The 19,758-nt window shown below is 70.7% G+C and carries 16 protein-coding genes and 2 pseudogenes; 5 read left to right on the top strand and 13 right to left on the bottom strand.

Annotated features, from left to right (window positions below):
• Window positions 1-407: 407 nt before the first annotated feature.
• The 3 genes and pseudogenes from ABT245_RS22665 to ABT245_RS22655 all read right to left on the bottom strand — a co-directional run.
• A complete protein-coding gene (locus ABT245_RS22665; protein ID WP_351736290.1) occupies window positions 408-995 on the bottom strand; it encodes a CGNR zinc finger domain-containing protein in 588 nt (195 codons plus the stop codon).
• A gap of 431 nt (window positions 996-1,426) precedes the next feature.
• Complete coding sequence (locus tag ABT245_RS22660) at window positions 1,427-2,578, bottom strand: uroporphyrinogen-III synthase (protein ID WP_351736288.1); 1,152 nt, start codon at window positions 2,576-2,578, stop codon at window positions 1,427-1,429.
• A gap of 237 nt (window positions 2,579-2,815) precedes the next feature.
• Window positions 2,816-3,355, bottom strand: a pseudogene (locus tag ABT245_RS22655) (MFS transporter); the annotation flags it as partial.
• 852 nt (window positions 3,356-4,207) lie between these two features.
• Between ABT245_RS22655 and ABT245_RS22650 the strand changes: the two are divergent.
• The 4 genes from ABT245_RS22650 (at window position 4,208) to ABT245_RS22635 (ending at window position 7,087) form a co-directional block, all read left to right on the top strand.
• Window positions 4,208-4,630 (top strand): RlpA-like double-psi beta-barrel domain-containing protein, encoded by a 423-nt coding sequence (locus ABT245_RS22650; RefSeq protein ID WP_351736286.1) that lies wholly within the window; start codon window positions 4,208-4,210, stop codon window positions 4,628-4,630.
• A gap of 116 nt (window positions 4,631-4,746) precedes the next feature.
• Window positions 4,747-5,367, top strand: a complete 621-nt coding sequence (locus tag ABT245_RS22645; protein WP_351736284.1) for a cell wall protein — start codon at window positions 4,747-4,749, stop codon at window positions 5,365-5,367.
• Between the two features lie 11 nt (window positions 5,368-5,378).
• Window positions 5,379-6,299, top strand: coding sequence for a MauE/DoxX family redox-associated membrane protein (locus tag ABT245_RS22640; protein ID WP_351736282.1), 921 nt, complete (start codon window positions 5,379-5,381; stop codon window positions 6,297-6,299).
• A 263-nt stretch (window positions 6,300-6,562) separates the two neighbouring features.
• On the top strand, window positions 6,563-7,087 hold the full coding sequence (locus ABT245_RS22635; protein WP_351736280.1) for a hypothetical protein: 525 nt from the start codon (window positions 6,563-6,565) through the stop codon (window positions 7,085-7,087).
• 67 nt (window positions 7,088-7,154) lie between these two features.
• Here ABT245_RS22635 and ABT245_RS22630 read toward each other — a convergent pair whose 3' ends face one another.
• The 10 genes from ABT245_RS22630 to ABT245_RS22585 all read right to left on the bottom strand — a co-directional run bounded on the left by ABT245_RS22630 (window position 7,155) and on the right by ABT245_RS22585 (window position 18,496).
• Window positions 7,155-7,469 (bottom strand): hypothetical protein, encoded by a 315-nt coding sequence (locus ABT245_RS22630; protein ID WP_351736278.1) that lies wholly within the window; start codon window positions 7,467-7,469, stop codon window positions 7,155-7,157.
• Between the two features lie 387 nt (window positions 7,470-7,856).
• A complete protein-coding gene (locus ABT245_RS22625) occupies window positions 7,857-8,534 on the bottom strand; it encodes a hypothetical protein (RefSeq protein ID WP_351736276.1) in 678 nt (225 codons plus the stop codon).
• 46 nt (window positions 8,535-8,580) lie between these two features.
• Entirely contained in the window at window positions 8,581-9,858 is a 1,278-nt protein-coding gene (locus ABT245_RS22620; RefSeq protein WP_351736274.1) for a hypothetical protein, read from the bottom strand.
• Entirely contained in the window at window positions 9,855-10,172 is a 318-nt protein-coding gene (locus ABT245_RS22615) for a DUF6317 family protein (RefSeq protein WP_351736272.1), read from the bottom strand. Before ABT245_RS22615 ends, ABT245_RS22620 begins: the two co-directional genes overlap by 4 nt.
• Window positions 10,173-10,297: 125 nt before the next feature.
• Window positions 10,298-11,335: a hypothetical protein gene (locus ABT245_RS22610; RefSeq protein ID WP_351736270.1), complete on the bottom strand. Its 1,038-nt coding sequence runs from the start codon at window positions 11,333-11,335 to the stop codon at window positions 10,298-10,300.
• Window positions 11,323-12,030 (bottom strand): hypothetical protein, encoded by a 708-nt coding sequence (locus tag ABT245_RS22605; protein ID WP_351736268.1) that lies wholly within the window; start codon window positions 12,028-12,030, stop codon window positions 11,323-11,325. The genes ABT245_RS22610 and ABT245_RS22605 overlap by 13 nt, the downstream gene beginning before the upstream one ends.
• A gap of 158 nt (window positions 12,031-12,188) precedes the next feature.
• Window positions 12,189-13,604 (bottom strand): acyltransferase family protein, encoded by a 1,416-nt coding sequence (locus ABT245_RS22600; protein ID WP_351736266.1) that lies wholly within the window; start codon window positions 13,602-13,604, stop codon window positions 12,189-12,191.
• Window positions 13,601-15,799, bottom strand: a complete 2,199-nt coding sequence (locus ABT245_RS22595; protein ID WP_351736264.1) for a bifunctional polysaccharide deacetylase/glycosyltransferase family 2 protein — start codon at window positions 15,797-15,799, stop codon at window positions 13,601-13,603. Before ABT245_RS22595 ends, ABT245_RS22600 begins: the two co-directional genes overlap by 4 nt.
• On the bottom strand, window positions 15,799-16,536 hold the full coding sequence (locus ABT245_RS22590) for a hypothetical protein (protein WP_351736262.1): 738 nt from the start codon (window positions 16,534-16,536) through the stop codon (window positions 15,799-15,801). Before ABT245_RS22590 ends, ABT245_RS22595 begins: the two co-directional genes overlap by 1 nt.
• Window positions 16,537-17,524: 988 nt before the next feature.
• Window positions 17,525-18,496 carry a LysR family transcriptional regulator gene (locus ABT245_RS22585; RefSeq protein WP_351736260.1) on the bottom strand — a complete coding sequence of 324 codons (972 nt, stop codon included), beginning with the start codon at window positions 18,494-18,496 and terminating at the stop codon, window positions 17,525-17,527.
• Window positions 18,497-19,033: 537 nt separating this feature from the next.
• Between ABT245_RS22585 and ABT245_RS22580 the strand changes: the two are divergent.
• Window positions 19,034-19,753 (top strand): annotated as a pseudogene (locus tag ABT245_RS22580) (carbohydrate ABC transporter permease); the annotation flags it as partial.
• Window positions 19,754-19,758 lie beyond the last annotated feature (5 nt).

Raw genomic sequence — 19,758 nt, 5'->3', positions numbered from 1 at the left:
GCTCGACCACGGGTACGGAAGCGGAGTGCGGTGTGTTCAAAGTGGGGTGACGGTTTTCCTCGGTGTACCGCGACGAGAGGGGACATGCGCGCACATTCCCACCGCGTTTTCTTTACATTTCCGACACGCCGACCGGAGCGCCGACGCTGCCCCCACGCCGACGCGAACAAACCCCGTGTTACCCATATCACTTCCCCGACTGGCCTATTGCTGAGCCGGATTGGAGCACGGCACGCACATATGACACGCGAGCGGGGTGCGGGGTTGGGGTGCGGTGGGCACGTACTGGATGGGAACGGGGGCGGAGTTGGGGTGCGGTGGGCACGTACTGGCCGCGAGCGGGGCGGAGTTGAGGTGCGGGTCGGGTGCAGGGGGGCGGGGTTGGGGGTGGGTGATGTGGGGCGGGGTCAAGCGCGGGCCAGGGCTGCTCGGCGGCGGTGGCGGGCCACCCGCTCTCGGTTTCCGCAGACCTCGCTGGAGCACCAGCGCCTGCGCCGCCCACGGGACGTGTCCAGGTACACGATGGGACAGTTGTCCCCCTCGCACTCCCGGACGGCCGCACGCGCCACGGGGTCGGTGAGCAGGTCCACGGCGTCCCGCGCGAGGGCCCCGAGCAGCGCCGCGCACTCGGGCGGACCGGCCAGCTCCCGCACGAGGGCACCGTCGCCGCGGCGCACCGCGCGCGGCGCCGGGGGCGCGGTCTGCGCGACCGCGTTGACCTGGGCGAGCGCGAGATCGTACGGCCGCCCGTCGCCCTTGACACTGCCGCGCACCAACTGGCCGATGTGTCCGCGCAGTTCGCGGAAGCCGGCCAGCCAGGAGGGGTCGGCGTGGGCCAGTGGGGTACCGGGCGGTACGAGTCCGGAGCCGAGGATCCAGGCCCGCAACGGTTCCACCGCGTGCAGTTGTTCCTCGGGGTGCGCGGTCGCGAGGAGGTCCAGACAGCTCCGTCCGGCGTGGAACCGCGGCTCGTAGGGGGCCGTACCCAGTGCCATGTGCCAGTCACCGCCTAGGGCAGGGAACCGTTCCCTCTCCCACAGTGCCTGCCCGCTTCCGCGCCCGGAACCCCTCACACCGCCCGAGGCCGGCCCAGCCCACACGCCACGGGCAAGTCCCACCGGCCCGCCACCACCGGGCGCGCAGGCTCACCGACACACACCGGGCACGAGCAGGCGCCCGCGCCTTGCGCGCCGCGTGTATACGGACGCGCATCTCGGCCATGGCCGGGGCCCGGAACCCCTATCACCGCCCCGGCCCGTACGGCCCGTACCGCCCGCGCGGCACGGACGGTCCCAGCCCCCCGGCACCACCCGGTGCACAGGCTCACCGAGGCACCGGCCCACACCCGGCACAAGCCCGGCACCGGCAGGCGTCCGTGCCTTGCGCGTAGTGCGTGTGGGGGGGTAGGCGGGGCGGTCAACCGTCGTCAGCCGTCGGCGTACTTCGCGTCCGTCGCCGGGTCCAGGGCCAGCCGGTAGCCGCGTTTGACCACCGTCTGGATCAGTCTGGGCGTGCCCAGGGCCGTACGCAGCCGGGCCATCGCCGTCTCCACGGCGTGCTCGTCCCGCCCGGCGCCGGGCAGCGCCCGCAGCAGTTCGGACCGGGCGACCACCCACCCCGGCCGCCGCGACAGCGTCCGCAGCAGTGCCATCCCGGCCGGCGGCACCGGCCGGAGTTCCCCGTCCACCAGCACCGCGTGTCCCCGGATCTCCACCCGGTGCCCGGCGATCGGCAACGCCCGTGCGCGGCCCGGCAGTTCCTGGCACAGCACCTGCACGAGCGGCCCGAGCCGAAAGCGCTCCGGCTGCACCGTGGTCACCCCGCGGTCCTCCAACGGCAGCGCCGTCACCGGCCCGACGCACGCGGGCAGCACCGCGTGGTGGAGGGCGTCCAGCAACTCGCCCAGCAGGCCCCGCTCCTCCGCCCGGGACAGCAGCGACGCGGCGGCGGGCGCGCTGGTGAAGGTGATCGCGTCCAGTCCTCGGGTCAGGGCCGCGTCCAGCAACCGGTCCACGGGGCCGATGTCCTCGGGCGGCATCCACCGGTACACCGGCACCGCAAGCACCTCCGCTCCACCGGCCCGCAGCGCCTCCACGAACCCGGGCAGCGGCTCCCCGTGCAGTTGCACGGCGACCCGTCGCCCGGCCACGCCCTCCGCCAGCAGCCGGTCGAGGACCTCGGCCATCGACTCGCTGGCCGGCGACCACTCCTCGGTCAGTCCCGCGGCCCGGATCGCGCCCTTCACCTTGGGCCCGCGCGCCAGCAGTTCGACACCGCGCAGCCGCCCGAGCAGCGGCTCGCCGAGCCCCCACCCGTCGGCCGCCTCGACCCAGCCGCGGAAGCCGATGGCGGTGGTGGCCACCACCACATCGGGCACCCGGTCGATGATCTCCTTGGTCGCGGCGAGCAGTTCGCCGTCGTCGGCCAGGGGCACGATGCGCAGGGCGGGCCCGTGCACGACGACGGCACCGCGCCGCTGGAGCAGCGCCCCGAGTTCGTCGGCGCGGCGCGCGGCCGTCACGCCCACGGTGAACCCCGCGAGGGGCCCGCGCGCCGGTCGCTGCTGTTCGTCGTACATCGCTCTCGTCCCGTACTCCAGTCGTCGTACCGCAGTTCGTACCACAGGTCGTACCACAGATCGTCGTATCGCCGGCCTTCGTACAGAGGGTCGTTGTACAGAGGGCTTTCATACAGAGGGTCGTCGTACGGAGTGTCTTCGTACAGTCGTCGTACAGCGGACAGCGGTGCCGTACTCCGACGAGCCTGTCAACGGCGCATGACAGGCTCGGTTCGGCTCCATGTCGACGGCGTTACGTCACACCCGGACGTAGCCGAGCTGCCGTTTCGTCTCGGTGGCCGTCTCGGTGGCGGCCACGGCGGCCGACCGGCGAAGGTATACGGCCCAGGTGACCGCGAAGCAGACGGCGTAGAAGGCGAGGAAGGCGACGAACGCGCCGGTGCCGGACCCGGAGCTGAGGAACGACTGCCGGAAGGCGAGGTTGATGCCGACCCCGCCGAGCGCGCCGACCGCCCCGATGAGCCCCATCGAGGCCCCGGACAGCCGCCGCCCGTAGTGCGCGGCCTCCTCGCCCGTCAGCCCCGAGGCCAGCGCTTTGGCCTGGAAGATGCCGGGGATCATCTTGTACGTCGAGCCGTTGCCGAGCCCGGTGAGCGCGAACAGGACGACGAACACGACGACGAACAGCGCCGGCGACTCCCGCAGACCGGCGACGACGAGCGCGGCGGTGGCCGCCGCCATGGCCACATACGTCCACAGCGTGATGCGGGCGCCGCCGTACCGGTCGGCGAGCCGGCCGCCCAGGGGCCGCACCAGCGAGCCGAGCAGCGGACCGATGACGCTGGTACGGGGATCAGCTGCTACGGGGCTCAGTTGCTGCGGGGATCGGTTGCCGGGGGGCGACGGCCGCGGGGCTCGGGCGCCGAGGGCCGGGCGGCCAGGGCGCGGTCGGGCGGGTGGTGCGCGGCGCCGAACGGTGACGGGCCGCTGCCGACTCCCGAAGGTAGGAAGGGCGCGTTTCCGGCCTGTGGCGCCGGGTGACCGCCCGGGAACGTTGCTCTCACCCTGCGGGCGGGCCGGCTGAGAGGTCGACGTGAGGTCGAGAGGTCGACGTGGAGCCGAGAGGTCGACGTGAGGTCGAGAGGTCGACGTGGGGCCAAGAGGTCGACGTGGGGCCGAGAGGTCGACGTGGGGCCAAGAGGTCGGCGTGAGTATGAGAGGTCGACGTGGGCTGAGAGGTCGACGTGGGCTGAGAGGTCGACGTGGCCCGGCGGCGGCATGGGACGGCTGAGAGGTCCGCGTGACCCGGCCGCGCCACAGCCGCCACCGGGCCGAGCGGATTGACCGCGCACGCCCACTTCCGGACGCGCGTAGCACTCGGCATCATGGCTGTGCTCCACGCTCCGCCCGCACCGCCCTCCCATCCGACGCCCTACGGCACAGCGCCTACCGCACCGAACGCACGGCACCGCACACGACGGACTCCGTCCGCCCGCGAGGACGCGGGCCGGCGGCCTGTTCCGGCGACCTGTACCTGCGGCCTGTACTGGCAGCCTGCACCGGCGGCCCGCACCGGCGACCACCAAGCACCGCGCTCGAGCGGCCACCACCAGGCCGTTTGATTGTCATGAACAGGACATCACTGCACGGGCTGCCCGACGGCCTGTGCCCCCACGAAAGGGAACAGACATGGCCTGCGGATCGACCTCGCTCTGGGCGGGCGAAGCGACCTGGTTCTGCTGCGGCAACGCCTGGGGCTCGTGCGGCAGCGCCAACACCGGCGCCTGCGGCACCTGCCAGTCCGCCCAGAACATGGCGGCCTGGCCCAACCTCTCCTCGGCCTGCTGGGACATCACCCGGCCCGACCTGTGCGGCGACAACATGCCGCGGCGCACCTGCGGCGCCGTCATGAACGTCCGCCACCAGTGCTCGGGCGCCACGGTGTGCGTCACGCTCGCCGACTGCGGCCCGCGCACCAAGAGCTTCTGCGGCGAGTCCTCGTGCTGCAACGGCTCCTGCCGCACCAACCGAGTCATCGACCTGACCCCGGCCGCCTTCTCGGCGATCGGCAGCCTCAGCTCCGGCATGGTGCCGGTCTACATCTACGAGTGACCTGGTCAGCGCACGGACCCCGCCCGAGTCGGCGCACGAGTCCCGACCGAAGTCAGCGCGGAAGTCACGCCAGAACCCAGCGCAGTAATCGCATCAGGAGATCAGGAGAGGACGACATGAGCCACAGCCAGACACCCGGCAGGCGCCGGCTGGACCGCAGACGCTTCCTCACGACGGCCGCCGTCGGCGGCGCCACCATCGTCGGCGCCTCCGCGCTCGGCGGCCTCGACGCCGAGGCGGCCTTCGCGGCGCCGATGCCCTCGCTCGACCCGGCGGTCTCCGCCGCGTTCGCGGAGGGCCGCGTCGTCGCCGTCAACCGGAGCGTGCTGGACGTCGCCGGCTCGCACGGAGAGCGGCACCTCGTCCAGCTGACCAACGCCACCAGCGTCTGGAAGCTGCGCACCACCACCGCGGAGGCCATCGAGACCGGCGACGGCCTCTACGCCCGCGGGGTGACCATGCCCGACGGCACCATCGCGGCGGACGCGGTGTGGGTCAACATCGTGAACGTCTACTGCACGATCCGCGGCATCGCCAAGGACCGGCTGCACCTCGCCCACAACGACCACGAGTTGGTCGGCCGGGTCGTGCCCGAGACCACGACCGCCTCCTACCGGGGCGGCGCGCTCACCTCCGACCTGTCGCGGATGCGGATCGGCCAGACCGCGCAGGTGCTCGGCGCCTGGCGGCCCGCGGACAACCACATCGACATCGCCCGCGTCGCACTCGGGCACTGAGGGGCGGTGCCATGATCCCGCTCCTCTCCGACCTGGCGCCGCTGGTGTGCGGAGTGCTGTTGGCACTGACCGGCGCGGCGAAGCTGTTCGGCCGGCGCACCGCCCAACTGGCCGCCAACACCGTGCTGGTACGGGTGCTCAACGACGGCCGACGGGCCACGCTGGCACTGCGGACCGTGGGCGGGGTCGAACTCGCTGTGGCCGCCGCCCTGTTGGCCGTACCCACCGGTTCCGTTCCCGGACTCGCCGCGACCGTTCCCGGACTCGGCACGGCGGCGCTCGGCCTCGGCTTCACCGGTTACCTGGCGTATGCCAGGGCGACCGCGCCCGAGTCGTCCTGCGGATGCAGCGCCCGCTCCGAAGGCCCCATCGGCGTACGGTCGTTCACCCGGGCCGGGCTCGTCGTGGCCGGCGGCCTGGTGGCGGCCACCGCGGACACCGCCTGGTGGTCGACGCTCGCCGGGCGCCCCGGCGCCTCCGCGGTCCTGCTCCTGGCCGCGGCGGCCCTGCTGCTTGCCGTCTCCTCGGACCTGGACCATCTGTGGCTGGTGCCACTGCGCCAGGCCCGGCTGCGGGTGTTCGGCAATCCGCTGCCGTCGGCGGGCGGTGAGCGCGTACCGGTCGAGGCGACCGTGCAGTTGCTGGAGCGCTCCATGGCCTGGGAGACCGCGCGCCCCGTGGTCCGCTCGGCGCTGCTCGACCACTGGGACGACGACGGCTGGCGGGTGCTGCGCTACGCGGGCACGTACGCGGACGCCGATGGGTCCCGTCCGGTGAGCGTGTTGTTCGCCCTGGACATCACGGCGGACATCACCTCCGCGCCGCACCCGGCGATCCGCGTCTCCCTGGTCGACGAGGAGACGGAAGAGATCCTTCCGTCCGAGGCACTGGCTCCCCTGCCCCGGCGGACCCCGCTGCCGATAACCACCTGAGGGCTGCGCCGCGGGGCCGCCGATGTGCGGTGTGCGCTACGACAGCGCGGAACGCCCTCATCGCAAGGTCCCGCATCCGTCGAGACATCGAAGCGACGAGGCACCGAGGCACCGAGGCGTACCCGCCAGGATGTCGCAGACATGACGCAGTCGTCTGGCCGTCACCTCTGGCGGACACGCGTAGACCTCGGGCACCATCTCCCTGCACCACCTGCACAGCCGCCCCATAGGAAGCACGGCCCGACCGCAGGAAAGGTCCCCCCATGAAGATCCGTTCCGCCCTCACGGCCCTCGCCCTCACCGTCGCCCCCGGGTTTGCCGTCCTCGCCGGCGCCGGGGACGCCCTGGCCGCCCAGGACGGTGCCCAGGCTGCCGCCGTCACCAAGATCTCCCACGCGACCGCCACCTCGATGTTCCGCTCGTCCGGCATCACCTGGTCGTCGTCCGGGAACTGCTCCGACCGCAACAACTCGACGTGCACGTCCTTCGATCAGCTCAACCTCGCCACCGCGCAGGGCGCCCAGACCCTCAAGGGCTCCACCGGCTGCGCGCTGAACATCACCGGCGGCACGGAGACCGGGCACGCCAGCGGCACGTACTCGCACTGGAACGGCTACAAGCTCGACTACGCCAAGAGCACCTGCCTCACCAACTACGTCAAGGGCAACTTCACCTACATCGGCGTCCGCGGCGACGGCGCACCCCAGTACCAGTCCGGCGCCGGCAACATCTACGCCGACGAGGGCAACCACTGGGACGTCCTCTACTACAACTGCGGCGGCTGCTAACCCACCCCCACAGGCCCGCCCCCTACCGGGCGGGCCCTCGGCCCAGTTCCGGAAACCGGCGGGCGCGTCAACCCCTTGGGCCGTCGAAGGTGACCCATGCCGTGATCCGGCGGAGCAGTGTGCGGTAGGCGTCGCGGTGAGATGTCGCCGTAGTGCTCAGGGTGAGCAGGACCAGGCTCGTGCCATCGGGGTGCGGAACGTGGGCGCAGAGCTGGAGGAGCAGCATCTGCGGCAGACCCGAGCCTGGCCTCGGCGCGCGTAGCGTCTCGCTGAATGCGACGGGGCCGCAGTCGAGTTCGTCGTACGCGATATTCCCATGGCCCTCGGCCGTGGTAACAGCCCTGGCCGCAGTGACACCACGCGGGGCCCACGAGGTGTTCATCCAAGTGATCGTGAAAAATGAGAGCAGAACGCCTCTGTCGTCACTTGCCGTGTCATCGCGATGCAGCCCGAGCGAACAGTGGACAGTTCCTTCCGACCGCAAGGCGCAGAGCATCCGGTGAGCGGTCGTCAGGCTTGTGAGGAACCTTTGGCGCGTCGCCTCGTCCGGCACCGAGCAAAGAAGAGGCGCCACGCCAGCGCTCAGTTCTTATGTCTCAAGTGAGCCCGACGAAGCGGGAAGTGAAGCGACGGGCAGCGATACGAATCCCGGAGGCATGGCGAACCAGATGCCGTCTTCTTCCTCTTCAGCTCCCGCGCCGGGTCGGACGCAGAGATTCTGATCTGTTGCCGTCACGAATGCATCACACGATTTTGATTGAGGTTCATGCTAAACACGCGGGCGCGATACACGGGCCACATATGTGGCGCCGGCCCGGCGGGCACGCTCGCTGTCGACGATGCCGACCTGCCATGCCTGAGGGGTGCGGCCACTGTCGAACACCGAGCGCTGATAGAGAAGATGGAGGCGTTTGGGAGCCTTGCCGCCCCTGGTCGGCGCCGCAACAACTGCCAGGAGGCGCGGATCACCGGCAAACCAGAGAGGTTCGATCTGGGCCCTGCGCCTGGGCTTGGTGCGCGGGCCGTCCATGCGTCTCAGCCACCAGTACGATCGCTGGTGCCTGAGAAAAACCAAGGGAATCTTCTCCTCGAAGTCGTCCGGGTTGCGGAACTCGAACCACATGCCGTCGTCTTGAGCGGCTGGATGCTTTCCGAGGCCGCTCGGTACCCCTTCCAACGATTGCCAGGGGTACTCACGCAGGACGCGTCGCATACGGTCGGCCCAGCGGAAATATGTCAACTGGTTGCAGAGTCGGTAGAAACCGTAGAGAAAAAACGGCATGAAGAGCCAAACGAACCAGTTCGGCGTGTACATAGAGACACCGAGCAACATGAGCCAGCTCGCGGGCCATCCAATGAGCCCCACCACGTTGATGGCCATGTGCTTCACCCAGGCGCGGCGGGTCGGGGCGTGGCCCCAAGCCTGGGTGCTTTCGGTGGAGTTCATAGGAGTGTCGCCTTACGGTTCGATCGAGGTGATCAGTGCTACTGGATCAGGGGCGAAAGATCCGGCTAGCGAGATCGATTGTTTCTCCCACGTTGACCGGCCCGAGAAAGTAGCCATCCATCCCGGTACCGATGTTCGCTGTAGCGTCGTTGTCCATTGCGTCGAAGTTGCTCGCGGCCAGTCCGTAGGACGCGGTGGCGAAACCGGCCCAGGGAGCGGCGGCTTCGGTTGCCTCGACCGTTGGCCTCAGCCGTGGCGCCTTCTCCACGACCCATGTGGTGATCGGGTTGTGCAGATCCGAGAACTCTCGCGCACTCGCCATCGTCTGGTCCCCCGCTGCGACGAGTCTCTGTCCGGCCGTGAGCGCCTCACCTGCTTCCCCGACCCCTCTCATCAGTACGGGTGTGCCCTTCGTGACGGCGCCCAGTCCGGGCAGCATCCCCAAGCCATCCGCGGTCACTGCGACCACGTTGCTCCAGAAATCCGCGTCGAATTCCTGGCGCCGGAACCCGTCCCAGAGCGAGGCACGCACTGCCGGGTCGGCCAGTCTTCCCGCCGCGGCGCCGGCGCTGAGGGCGGACGCAGCCAGCAGCAGTACGGCCGCTGCGGTGCCTCCGGTCGCCATGGTGAGGGCAACGATGCCGACAACGGTCGCGGACCAGGTGAGGATGTCTGGGAGGTTGTCTGTTAGCCAGTTCAGGGTGGTTTTTAGGACGCCTGGGGGGTGGGGGGTCAGTTTTTTTGTTGCTGTTTGGATCTTGGTGGCCCGGTGTCGGGCCTTCTCCTCGTGTTCCTCGGCGAGCTTCCTCGCCCGGCGGATGATGGCGTCCAGGTCGGCCTCGGCGTGCGCGACGGCCGCGTTCGCCTGGGTCAGGGACTTGTGGGCGTCGTCATGGCCGGGGTGGGCCTCCCTGTCCAGGGCCGGGGAACTCCGCGCCCCGGACGCCCGCCCCCTCGCCTTGTCCAGGACGTCCCGGGCGTCCCGCGCGTCCGCGTCCAGTCGGCCCGCCCGGCGTTGGAAGTCGTCGAGTTCACCTTCCCAGCGGACCAGTTGCCCGGCGGCCTTGCGGATGGAGTGCGCGGCGTTCCTGAGATCGAGGGCCAGCGGACCGCCCCGCAGTTCCTCCCGGAAGGCGACCGCTGCGTCACCCTTCCAGTGGCTGCCGTCCATCAACCGCGTCACCAGGCCGTGCGTCTCCTCCAGCACCTCGGCGCACGAGGCCAGCTTCTTGTGAAGGTCACGCACGGAGTGGGTGTCGCCCGGTGCCGGGTCGAAACCAAGGTGCGGGTACGGGTTCGCCTCCGCGCCGGGAGCCGTGGTCACCGTACGGCCCCGCCCGTACCGCGCGCGCCCTTCCTCAGCGCCGCTTCCAGGGCCCGGTCGACCTCCCGGTAACTGTCCTTGCTCTCGCCGATGATCCTCGCCAGCGACTCGGTCTGCTCGCCGATCCGCTCGGTGCCGTACTTCCAGGCCGCCTGGAAGTCCTCGCACGCGGAGTCGAGGTCATCGGTGCCGAGGCCGCTGACCGTCGCGTCGGCCAGCGCCCTGCGCAGGCCCTTCAACGAATCGCTCGACTTGTTCAGCAGCCTCATGAAGTGCTTCAACTCGTCGTCGTCGACGGCCAGTCGATCTGCCATGCGGTCCGCTCCCCTGGTGTGCCCTCGGACGAAGCGGAATCACGCTATCCGCCTCCGCGGCACACCGGCGCGCCCGTTCCCCCCGGTGGGGCAACGGGCGGGCTACGCCTTGACGGCGACACCTCTCACCGGTTGACGGCCTGGATTTCCTGGACGACGACGTTCTGGGTGACGCCGAAAGTGCCCTCCCCGAGATCACCGCCCGCTCCGCCGGTGCCGGTCCAGTGGATCTCCCAGGTGATGGTCGCCTTCAGCGGGTAGGAGCCGTTGCCCGAAGAACGCAGGTACTTCACTCCGCACGGGGGTGTCCGGTCGGACTTGCCCTTGGCGTACGGTTCGCCGATGCGGTGGTTGTTGATCTCACAGACGCCGGACGCGGGGTAGGTCACCGCGTCCGCGGTACCCGGGTCGATCTTGAGCGAGACCGGTTCCGCCGTGGTCGTCGCCTCGATGCCGAGGACCGGAACGGAAGCGGTCACCGATACCGGCCTGAACGTGGCGCCGTCCAGCCAGGCCCAGGTGGGGAGGTTGACCTTCGTCGTCTCCGCGGGGGCCAGGTCCACCGTCGTGCTCGGCACCCGGATCTCGTTGTACGCCAGTTCCGCAAGGATCTCGGGAGTCACGGCGTTCTTGATGTCGGCCGGTGGGGGGTCGCCTTTGTCCACCCAGAAGTAGGGCTCTTTGCACTTGTCCCAGCCCGGCGGGAAGTCCTTGTTGACGTACGAGTCCCACCAGTAGCCGTCGCCGGCCTTGTCCTTGTTGAAGTCCGTGTAGGGGTGGCCCTTGACGTAGCGGTCGCGCTGCTGGGCGTCCCACTCGTAACCCGTCGAGTCGGCGGCCCAGATCGGCTCCAGGTACGCCTTGAGTTGGTCGGGCGTGTACTTGGGCGCGTACCAACAGGCAGGCGGCGTCCAGTTGGTGGTGGACGTCAAGGGCCCCACAGCCCCACCGGCCCCATTCTTGGAACGGTCGTAGACGATGACTCCGGCCTGTGAGCTGATGGTGTCGCCGTCAACACCGCCCGACGTCTCCCCACTGGGCGCGGGCGTCTGGGCACCGCCACCGATCTTGTTGTCGGCCATGGCGGGGACGGCACCCACCACAACCGAGCCGATCAACGACAGCGCGGCCAGCGACCGTGCTGCGACGCTCAAGGCTGGCACTTGGCGCTCCCCCTCTGCGACATGAGCTTCTCGACGGCCCAGACACCCTTGTCGTTCTTCGTCAACTGGCTGCTGTAGAGGACGTAGCTGTTCTTGGTGACTGGGGTCTTGTCGACCTTCTTCGTCTTCAAATAGAGGTCGTACGCCTTACCCTGATCCTCGCAGTAGACGAGCGACGCCGTGTTGCCACCGCTGACGTTCACCACGGGGTTGTAGTAGCGGTAGCTGCCCGTCGTACGAGCCTGTGCCTTGACATACGCCTCAATGAACTGTTGCGTCTGAGCCGCTGCTTCACCCTCGTAATAGAACCTGTAGGCGTCGTCGAGCGCGTTCTGGTTGACGATTGCCAGGTCCACCGCCTTGATGGACTGTTCGCTGTCCGACAGGACCGCGTCCTTGTCCGGGTCGCCCGTCTTCGGCCAGTCGAAGGTGTAGGTCAGATCCGACGGGAGGGTGATCTTCGGGCGGTTTGAGGGGGTTGGGTGGGTGGGGGTTGGGGAGGTGGTTTTTGTGGGGGTGGTGTCTGCGCCGGCGATCTTGTCGTTCGGGGCTGTGTCGTCGTCGTTGCCGCCGCACCCGGCGAGGAGCAGTGCGGCCGTCGCTCCGGCGGCGGCTGTCGTGAGCAGACGGGTGCGGCGGGTCACGGTGGGCTCCTGGTGGGGCAGTTGAGTGGGGCAGTTGAGTGGGGTGGACACGGTAGCCGGATCGGGCGCGGGCACACCAGGGCGATATGACTCGCCCCGCCCGCGCGGCAGGCGCGAAGCGGGGCAAGGGGGACCGATCGGCGTCATCGGCAAGGGCGTTGATGACCGTTCCGTGACATGGCCGGTGCCGTGGGTGGCCGCGCGGTCGGTCAGGCTCTGCGGCGCCCCGCGGAGCGCTTCGCGCCGTTGGGCCACAGCCTCGGGCTCCGCTTCGCCGCGAAGTCCTCGATCCAGCCGAAGGCGAGGATCGCCAGCCCGATCAGCGGCCAGACCAGGAAGAACATCCACAGCATGTAGGTGGAGTCGAGCGCGGCGGTCGCGCGCTCGCTCTGCATGAACGGCAGGTTGTACGCCTGGTCGATGATCGGGACCGTGGCCATGATCAGCAGGTTGTGCCAGAGGTAGATGGTGACCGCGCGGTTGTTGGACAGGGTCACCAGCTTGTCCCAGCGCGCCAGCCGGCCCGGCAGCTCCGACCAGGACGGCGAGTACTGCAACAGAATGACCACAAACCCGAAGGACCACGTCGCCTGCGCCAGCGGGATGTCGTTCAGGTCCCAGCCGTCGGGGCCCAGATGGCCGGAGGCCCACCACAGGCCGAAGGCCATGACCACCGCCGAGCAGGAGACGGCGAGGTAGCGGGGTATGCGCTTGAGCAGTCCTTCGTGGTGGGCGAAGCCCAGGACCCAGCAGCCGCCGTAGACCGCGAAGTCCGTCACCGCGTTGCCGGTCTCGCCGGGGATGGTCACCAGGCCCGTGCTGACGATCGCGGTCAGGCCGAGGGGGGCCAGCAGGGTCGGCCAGGGTGCGCGCCGGAACGCCCACAGGAGCAGCGGGGAGGCCACGACGAACCACAGGTAGGCGCGCAAGTACCAGAGCGGGCCCGCCGCCTGCACCGCCCAGGTGTCCTCCAGCAGGCCCGACTTCGAGCCGATGTGCCAGGGGAAGGGCGGGGCGCCGACCGGGATGATGTAGTCGATCAGCTTGACGAGGCCCCAGGTGCCGCCGTTGTCCGGGTCCTTCACCGGGTTCCAGCCGCCCGCGAACATCATCGCGAGCGCCACCACGCTGAACGCCCAGAGCGGCGGCAGGAGTCGACGGATCCGGCCCCGGATCACGCCGAGCGCGGGGCGTTTGAGCGAGCGTGCCATCAGGGAGCCGGCCAGCGCGAACATCACGCCCATCGACGGGAACAGCACGGTCAGCCAGGCCCAGCCGAACAGGTGGTAGACGACCACGCGGACCAGGGCTATCGAGCGCAGCAGGTCCAGGTAGCGGTCGCGCCCCGAGGACGCCTTGGCCGGCCCGGTCCCAACGGCAGCACCACCGACACCGGCAACACCGGCGATCCCGGTAGCACCGGTCACCCCGGCACCACCGGCGACCCCGGCAGCACCGGCGGCCCCAGAGGCACCGACAGCGCCCACCGCACCGCCCACCCCCGCGACACCGGCCGAAGAGGGCGCGGTTCCGGCCGCGGGGCCCGTCGTCCGCTGCGGCGGAATGCCGTACGACGGCGTCGGCTCCTGGCCCGCGCCGGTCCCGGTCGTGTATCCGTGGGTCATGCCACGGGCCTCCGATCACTGCTGCTGTGCGCCCGCTGGCGCGGCATCGGTCCGCCCGGTGCCTCGACGACGCCCGTGCGGCGCAGCTTCTGCCAGCGCAGCCGGCCGCCGGTGAGCGCCGTGATCCAGGACTGGAGCAGCACGACGTACATGAGTTGGCGGTAGAGGATCTGCTGCAGGGGCAGCGAGATGAGGTGGGTCATGCGTTCGCGGTCCAGGCGGAACGCGTACGCCGCGCACACGGCCTGGATCGCCAGGACGCCCAGCCAGGCCACGACGGTCTTCTGCGTCGGGCCGAAGACCACCCCGTACAGCAGGAAGACGTCGATCAGGGGCGCCAGCAGCGGGGCCACGACCATGAACAGCGACACGAACGGCAGGCCCACCCGGCCGAAGCGGCCCGACGGGCCCCGTTCGACCAGGGCGCGGCGGTGCTTCCAGATCGCCTGCATGGTGCCGTACGACCAGCGGTAGCGCTGCGACCACAGTTGCTGGACCGACTCCGGGGCCTCCGTCCAGGCGCGCGCGTTCTCGGCGTAGACGACGCGCCAGCCGTCCCGGTGCAGGGCCATGGTGACGTCGGTGTCCTCGGCCAGCGTGTCGTCGCTCATGCCGCCGATCCGTTCCAGGGCCGACCGGCGGAACGCGCCCACCGCGCCGGGGATCGTCGGCATGCAGCGCAGGATGTCGTACATGCGCCGGTCGAGGTTGAAGCCCATCACATACTCGATGTGCTGCCAGGCGCCGATCAGCGAGTCGCGGTTGCCGACCTTGGCGTTGCCCGCGACCGCGCCGACGCGCGGGTCGGCGAAGGGCTGCACCAGCTCGCGGACCGTGGCCGGTTCGAAGACGGTGTCGCCGTCCATCATCACGACCAGGTCGTGACGGGCGTTCGCCAGACCGCGGTTGAGCGCGGCCGGCTTGCCCGCGTTCAGCTGCCGTACGACGCGCACATTCGGCAGGCCCATCGCCTCCACGATCCGGGCCGTGCCGTCCGTCGAACCGTCGTCGACGACGATGACCTCGATCGGGTGCTCGCTCGCCATCAGCGAGTTGACGGTGTTCTCTATGCACTTCGCCTCGTTGTACGCCGGGACGATCACCGAGACGGGCTCGGTCACCGGCGGACCCCAGCTGAAGCCCTTGCGGCGCACCCGGCGGGCGTGCAGGCCGGAGAGCAGCAGCATCAGCACGAAACGCCCGATGACCAGGCTGCCGATCACCGCGAGGCCGACGACGAGCACGCCGGTGATGTCGTCCGCGGCGCGCACCAGGAAGATCCACGCCTTGCCCTTCCACAGGTCGACGCCGCTGACCGGGGTGAGCGCGCTGGGCGCGCCGAGTGCTTCGGTCAGGTTGTCGAACCGGTAGCCCTGTTCCTGGAGTTCGGGCAGGAACCGGTCCAGGGCCTGCACGGTCTGGTGGCGGTCGCCACCGGAGTCGTGCATCAGGACGATGGCGCCCTTGCCGTGGTGCGGGGTGGCGCGGCGGATGATCTCGTCGACGCCGGGCTTCTTCCAGTCCTCGCTGTCCGTGTTGTTGACGACGGTGATGTAGCCGCGGCTGCCGATGTACTCGGTGACCGGCCAGGACTTGTTGTCCATGGCGTCGGCGAAGGAGGAGTACGGCGGCCGGAACAGCGAGGTGCGGATCCCGGCGGCCCCGGTGATCGCCAGCTGGTTCTGGGACAGCTCCCAGTCGATGCGCTTCTTCGACTGGTAGGAAAGGTCGGGGTGGTTGAAGGTGTGCAGGCCGACCTCGTGACCCTCGTCGACCATGCGCTTGACCAGCTCCGGGTAGCGGGAGGTCATGGTGCCGGTGACGAAGAAGACGGCGTGCGCGTGGTGCTTCTTCAGTACGTCGAGGACCTTCGGGGTCCAGGTCGGGTCGGGGCCGTCGTCGAAGGTGAGGACCAGGTGGTGGTCGGGGACGCTCAGGCTGCTCGTGCGACCGTCGCGGGTGTCGATGACCGGGCCGCCGTCGATGATTTTCTCCGGTACCCGGTCGGAGGCGGCCTCGGGCTGGATGCGGTGGTCGGCGAGGATCTCGCTGTGGACGTAGCCGCGCAGCATCAGCATCGCGATCAGGGCGACGAGGACGAGCACGGGCAGCAGCAGGCGCATGGGCACACGGCGGCGCCGGGAGCCGTCATCGGCGCCGGGCGCGGCCCGGTGACGGCGGGTGCGAAGTGCCATCAGAGGTTGTGCTCCGGGGACGGGTCGGTGGCGGGCGATGCCGTGGAGCCGGGCTCCTCGGCGATCGGCGCCGGGGCGGGCGAGTCACCGGCCAGCGTGCCGGTGCCGGCGCTGCCTCCGGCCGCGGACTCGGAGGGGTCGGGTGAGGGGCCGTCGGGGTCGACGGGGTCGCTCGGGTCGGGCGAGGCCGAGGGGGGTGGCTCCGTGGAGGGCTTGGGCCCTGCGGTCGAGCCGCCGCCGCTGCCGCCGGCGCCCGAACCGGACGTGGATCTGCTCGCCGTCGGCTGCGGGTCGGTGGCCGTGCCGGTCCTGCCGGGGCTGGTGGTGGCGCCGGGCTGGGCGGCGCCCGTGCCCGGTTCCCGGGTGGTGCCGTTGCTCGCCGTCGGGGTGGGCCCTGGGGTGGCGCTGCCGGTGCCGGTGCTGGAGGGGCTGACGGACTCGGCGGGCATCGGGGAGGTGTCCACCTTGCCCGCCGGGCGGTCGGCGTTCTCGCCCGGCACGGGCAGCCAGGGGGCGTCGGAGCTGCCGGACAGGAGGGTGGCGACGATGACGACGGCGTAGACCGCGCAGGCGAGGCCGACGACCATGCCGAGGCGGCGGAAACGGCGGCTGCGGCGTCCCGACTCGTCGACGAAGACCGGTCCGTCGGAGCCGTCCTGGCCGCCGGAGGGGCGGGCGCCCTCGACCGGGTGGAGCCGGGCGTCGCCCAGCTGTACGGCATCGAGCTGGACCGTCACCTCGTGCGGATCGTGGGACGGGTCCGCGGTCGGCGCGCCGCCCTCACCTCCGGTCGAGAGGGCCGAGAGGGAGGTGTCCCAGGGGTCACGCAGCGCCCCCGAGGGCGCCGTGGCACCGGCCGTACGGGCGCGCCTGGCGGAACCCGCACCCCGCGCGCGGCCCGCGGAACCGGCCGGACCAGGGTCCTGAGCGAGCCCCGCGGAACCGGCGGAGCCGGACGCTCCAGAGTCCCGCACGAGCCCCGCGCGACCGGCAGAACCGGCGGAGCCTATGGCGGACCCGGCGGAGCCGCCGGCGGAACCGGCCGAACCCGCGGAGCCGGCGGCCGCGCCGGGACGACCGGACGCCCCGCCGGGCCAGGCCGGGCCGCCCGCTCCGGTCGCGGGCAGCACCGCGGTCTTTTCGGCATCGGATATGAGCCGGCCGCGCCCCGCACCCGCAATAGCTTCGGTCCCGGCCTTGGTCCCGGTCCCGGTCTCCGGAACCTCGCGCTCCTGCGCCGTCCCGCCGTGGGATCCGTCGTCCGCCGTCCCGCCGTCGGACCCGTCGTCCGGGCCTGCGCCGGACCGGACGTCCGGCCCTGCACCGGACCGGCCGCCGGATTCACTGACGAACCGGTCGGCGGACCGGCTGCCGAACCAGCCGTCGAACGCATCGTCAGGCCCACTGTCTGGACCCCGGTCCGCGCGGAGGGCGGTCGTGCTTCCTATCTCCGGGTATGCCCGAGTCTCCGGGAATGCCCGGGTATCGCCCCCGGTCACGGGAAGGTTCCGGGTCGTCGCTGCGACGTCGGACCGTTCCGGTTGGGCGTCTTCTCGCCACTTCTTCACGCGCGCACATCCCCCCACGGGACAGTTCCGGGTGCGCTCACGACACCGAGCACCCGTCGATCGAACCGAGCCCCCACCCGGCCCGAGCGCCCCCTTTACCACAGCATGCTCGGGGCCACGAATGTAGCGTACGCGAAGGATGTGTGGTCACCGCGTATCAGTTCCTGGCACACATCACTTCCTGATCCATGGCCGAAATCCATCCCTCGGCGGGCCGCCGCAGCCACCCCTCCGCGGCGGCGACCTCGGCCGCCGCCCGCCGAAGCGCGTCGAATCCAGGATGGACCAGCCCCTTTCGCCACACGAGTGACACGGGCGAGAGCGGGACAGGATCGACGAGTGGGCGTATAACCGTGCGGGGCATGGCCGGAAAGCCCACCACGGCGAGAATCGGGTTCCGCGTCTTCGCCATCACCCGCTCGAACTCCTCGTCCCCGACGGCCGGCGGAAGAGGCGGCGCGAGCCGGATGTCCCACCCCTGGAAGAGGCAACGCGCGAGGTCGGTCCACTCGGGGGTGCGCGGATTGCCGGCCCCGGCGTACACGGTCTCGCCCGCGAGCGCGGCCATCGGCACCGCCTCCAGCGGGGCCAGCGGATGGTCGTCGGGCAGTACCAGGGCCATGGGTTCATAGCGGACCGGCTGCTGTTCGAGTCCGGCCCGCAGCACCGGGCCGAGGCCGGCGAACCGGCCGAAGGAGGCGTCGAGCCGGCCCGCGAGGAGTTCGGCCGCCGCCCCGGTCAGCCCGCTCTCGTAGCGGGCCATCAGCTCGTGTTCCGGGGCCAGCTCGCGGGCCCGGTGCAGCACCCGGCGGCCGGTGGCCAGGCCCGGCAGGTTCAGGTCGACCAGCAGGGGCCGGGCCCGGCCGGCGGCTGCGAGCAGGTCGTCCTGGGCGGCGAGCACCCGACGGGCGTACGGCAGCAGGCGCGCGCCGTCGGCGGTCAGCGTCACCTGCCGCGTCGTACGCAGGAACAGCTCGGCGCCCAGCTCCCGTTCCAGCCGCCGCACGTCCCGGCTGAGCGCCTGCTGGGCGACATACAGACGGGCGGCGGCCCGGGTGAAGTGCAGTTCCTCGGCGACGGTGACGAAGGCGCGCAGAAGGCGGGGGTCGAGGTGGGCGGGAGCGGGCACCTGCGGAATCTACAACGGATGTGCGTGAATCCGCCCCGAACAGGTGTTGGACCCCGCGGCCACCCCCGGACGACGGTAACCCCATGCCACCGCCCCCCGCCGAACCCCAGACCGACCCGTCCCCCAAAGCACGGCCTGAGGCGCGCCCGCAGCCGGCCGCCGCGGCGCTGCCTCGGCAGCAGACGGAAGCGGCCCGCGACGCACCCGCGAAACCCGCGACGCCCTCCGCATCAGGGCCCGCAGCACCCCGCACGGCACCCGCTGCGCCACCGGCCCGAACAGCCCCCGAGCCCGTGACTCACCCCTCCAGCCGGACAACCACCCAAGCCCCCGCCAGAACACACACCGACCCCTCCCCCGAAGCACCACCCGAGCCCCCCACCCACACCCGCACCCACGCCCCCACCCGGACAACCACCTCACCCCCCGCCACGCCCCACCCCGACCCCTGGTCCCAGCAGGCCGGCCCAACCCCCGTCAAGGCGACCCCCCTGGCCCCCTACCGTCGTCTCTTCGCGCGTCCCGGGGTCCGGGCCACCGGCGGAGTACTCCCGGAACGGCCCGCTCGGCCTGCCCGACGGCGTCCATCTGGAGGGTCTGAAGGACTTCTGGCAGCGCGTCGACTACGGCCAGAAGCTCCTCAACTCCGTGCTGATCAGCGGCTCGGTGGCGGTCCTCGCGGTCGTCGTGTCGGTGCTCAACGCCTATGCGATCGGCATCGGCCGGATCAAGGGCCGTACCTGGGTGCTGGCGTTCTTCGTGCTCGCGAACGTGCTGCCGCAGGAGGCGCTGGTCTATCCGCTCTACTACCTGAGCAAGCAGGCGGGCCTGTACGACACCCGGATCGGCGTGATCATCGTGTTCACGGTGATCCAGGCGGCCTTCGGCACATATCTGCTGTCCTCGGTGCTGTGCCGGTTCCCGCGGGAGATCATCGAGGCGGCCCGCATCGACGGGGCGAACACATGGCAGGTGCTGTGGCGGATCGTGGTCCCCGTCAGCCGGCCCACCCTCGGCGTGCTCCTGGTGTTCTTCTTCGTCTGGACCTGGAACGAGTTCCTGCTCCCCCTGGTCATGCTGGTCTCCAGCGACAACCAGACCGTGTCGGTGGCGCTCGGCGTCCTACAGGGCCAGCGTCTGATGGACGCCACCATGACCAGCGCGGCGGCCCTGCTCGGTGTGCTGCCGGCGGTCGTCTTCTTCCTCGTCTTCCAGCGCACGCTCATCCGCGGGCTCGCCGCGGGTGCCGTCAAGTAGGGAGC

Origin of the sequence: Streptomyces sp. NPDC001508, assembly GCF_040298665.1 — a bacterium.
Lineage (GTDB): Bacteria > Actinomycetota > Actinomycetes > Streptomycetales > Streptomycetaceae > Streptomyces.
This window is presented reverse-complemented; position numbering and strand designations above follow the sequence as displayed.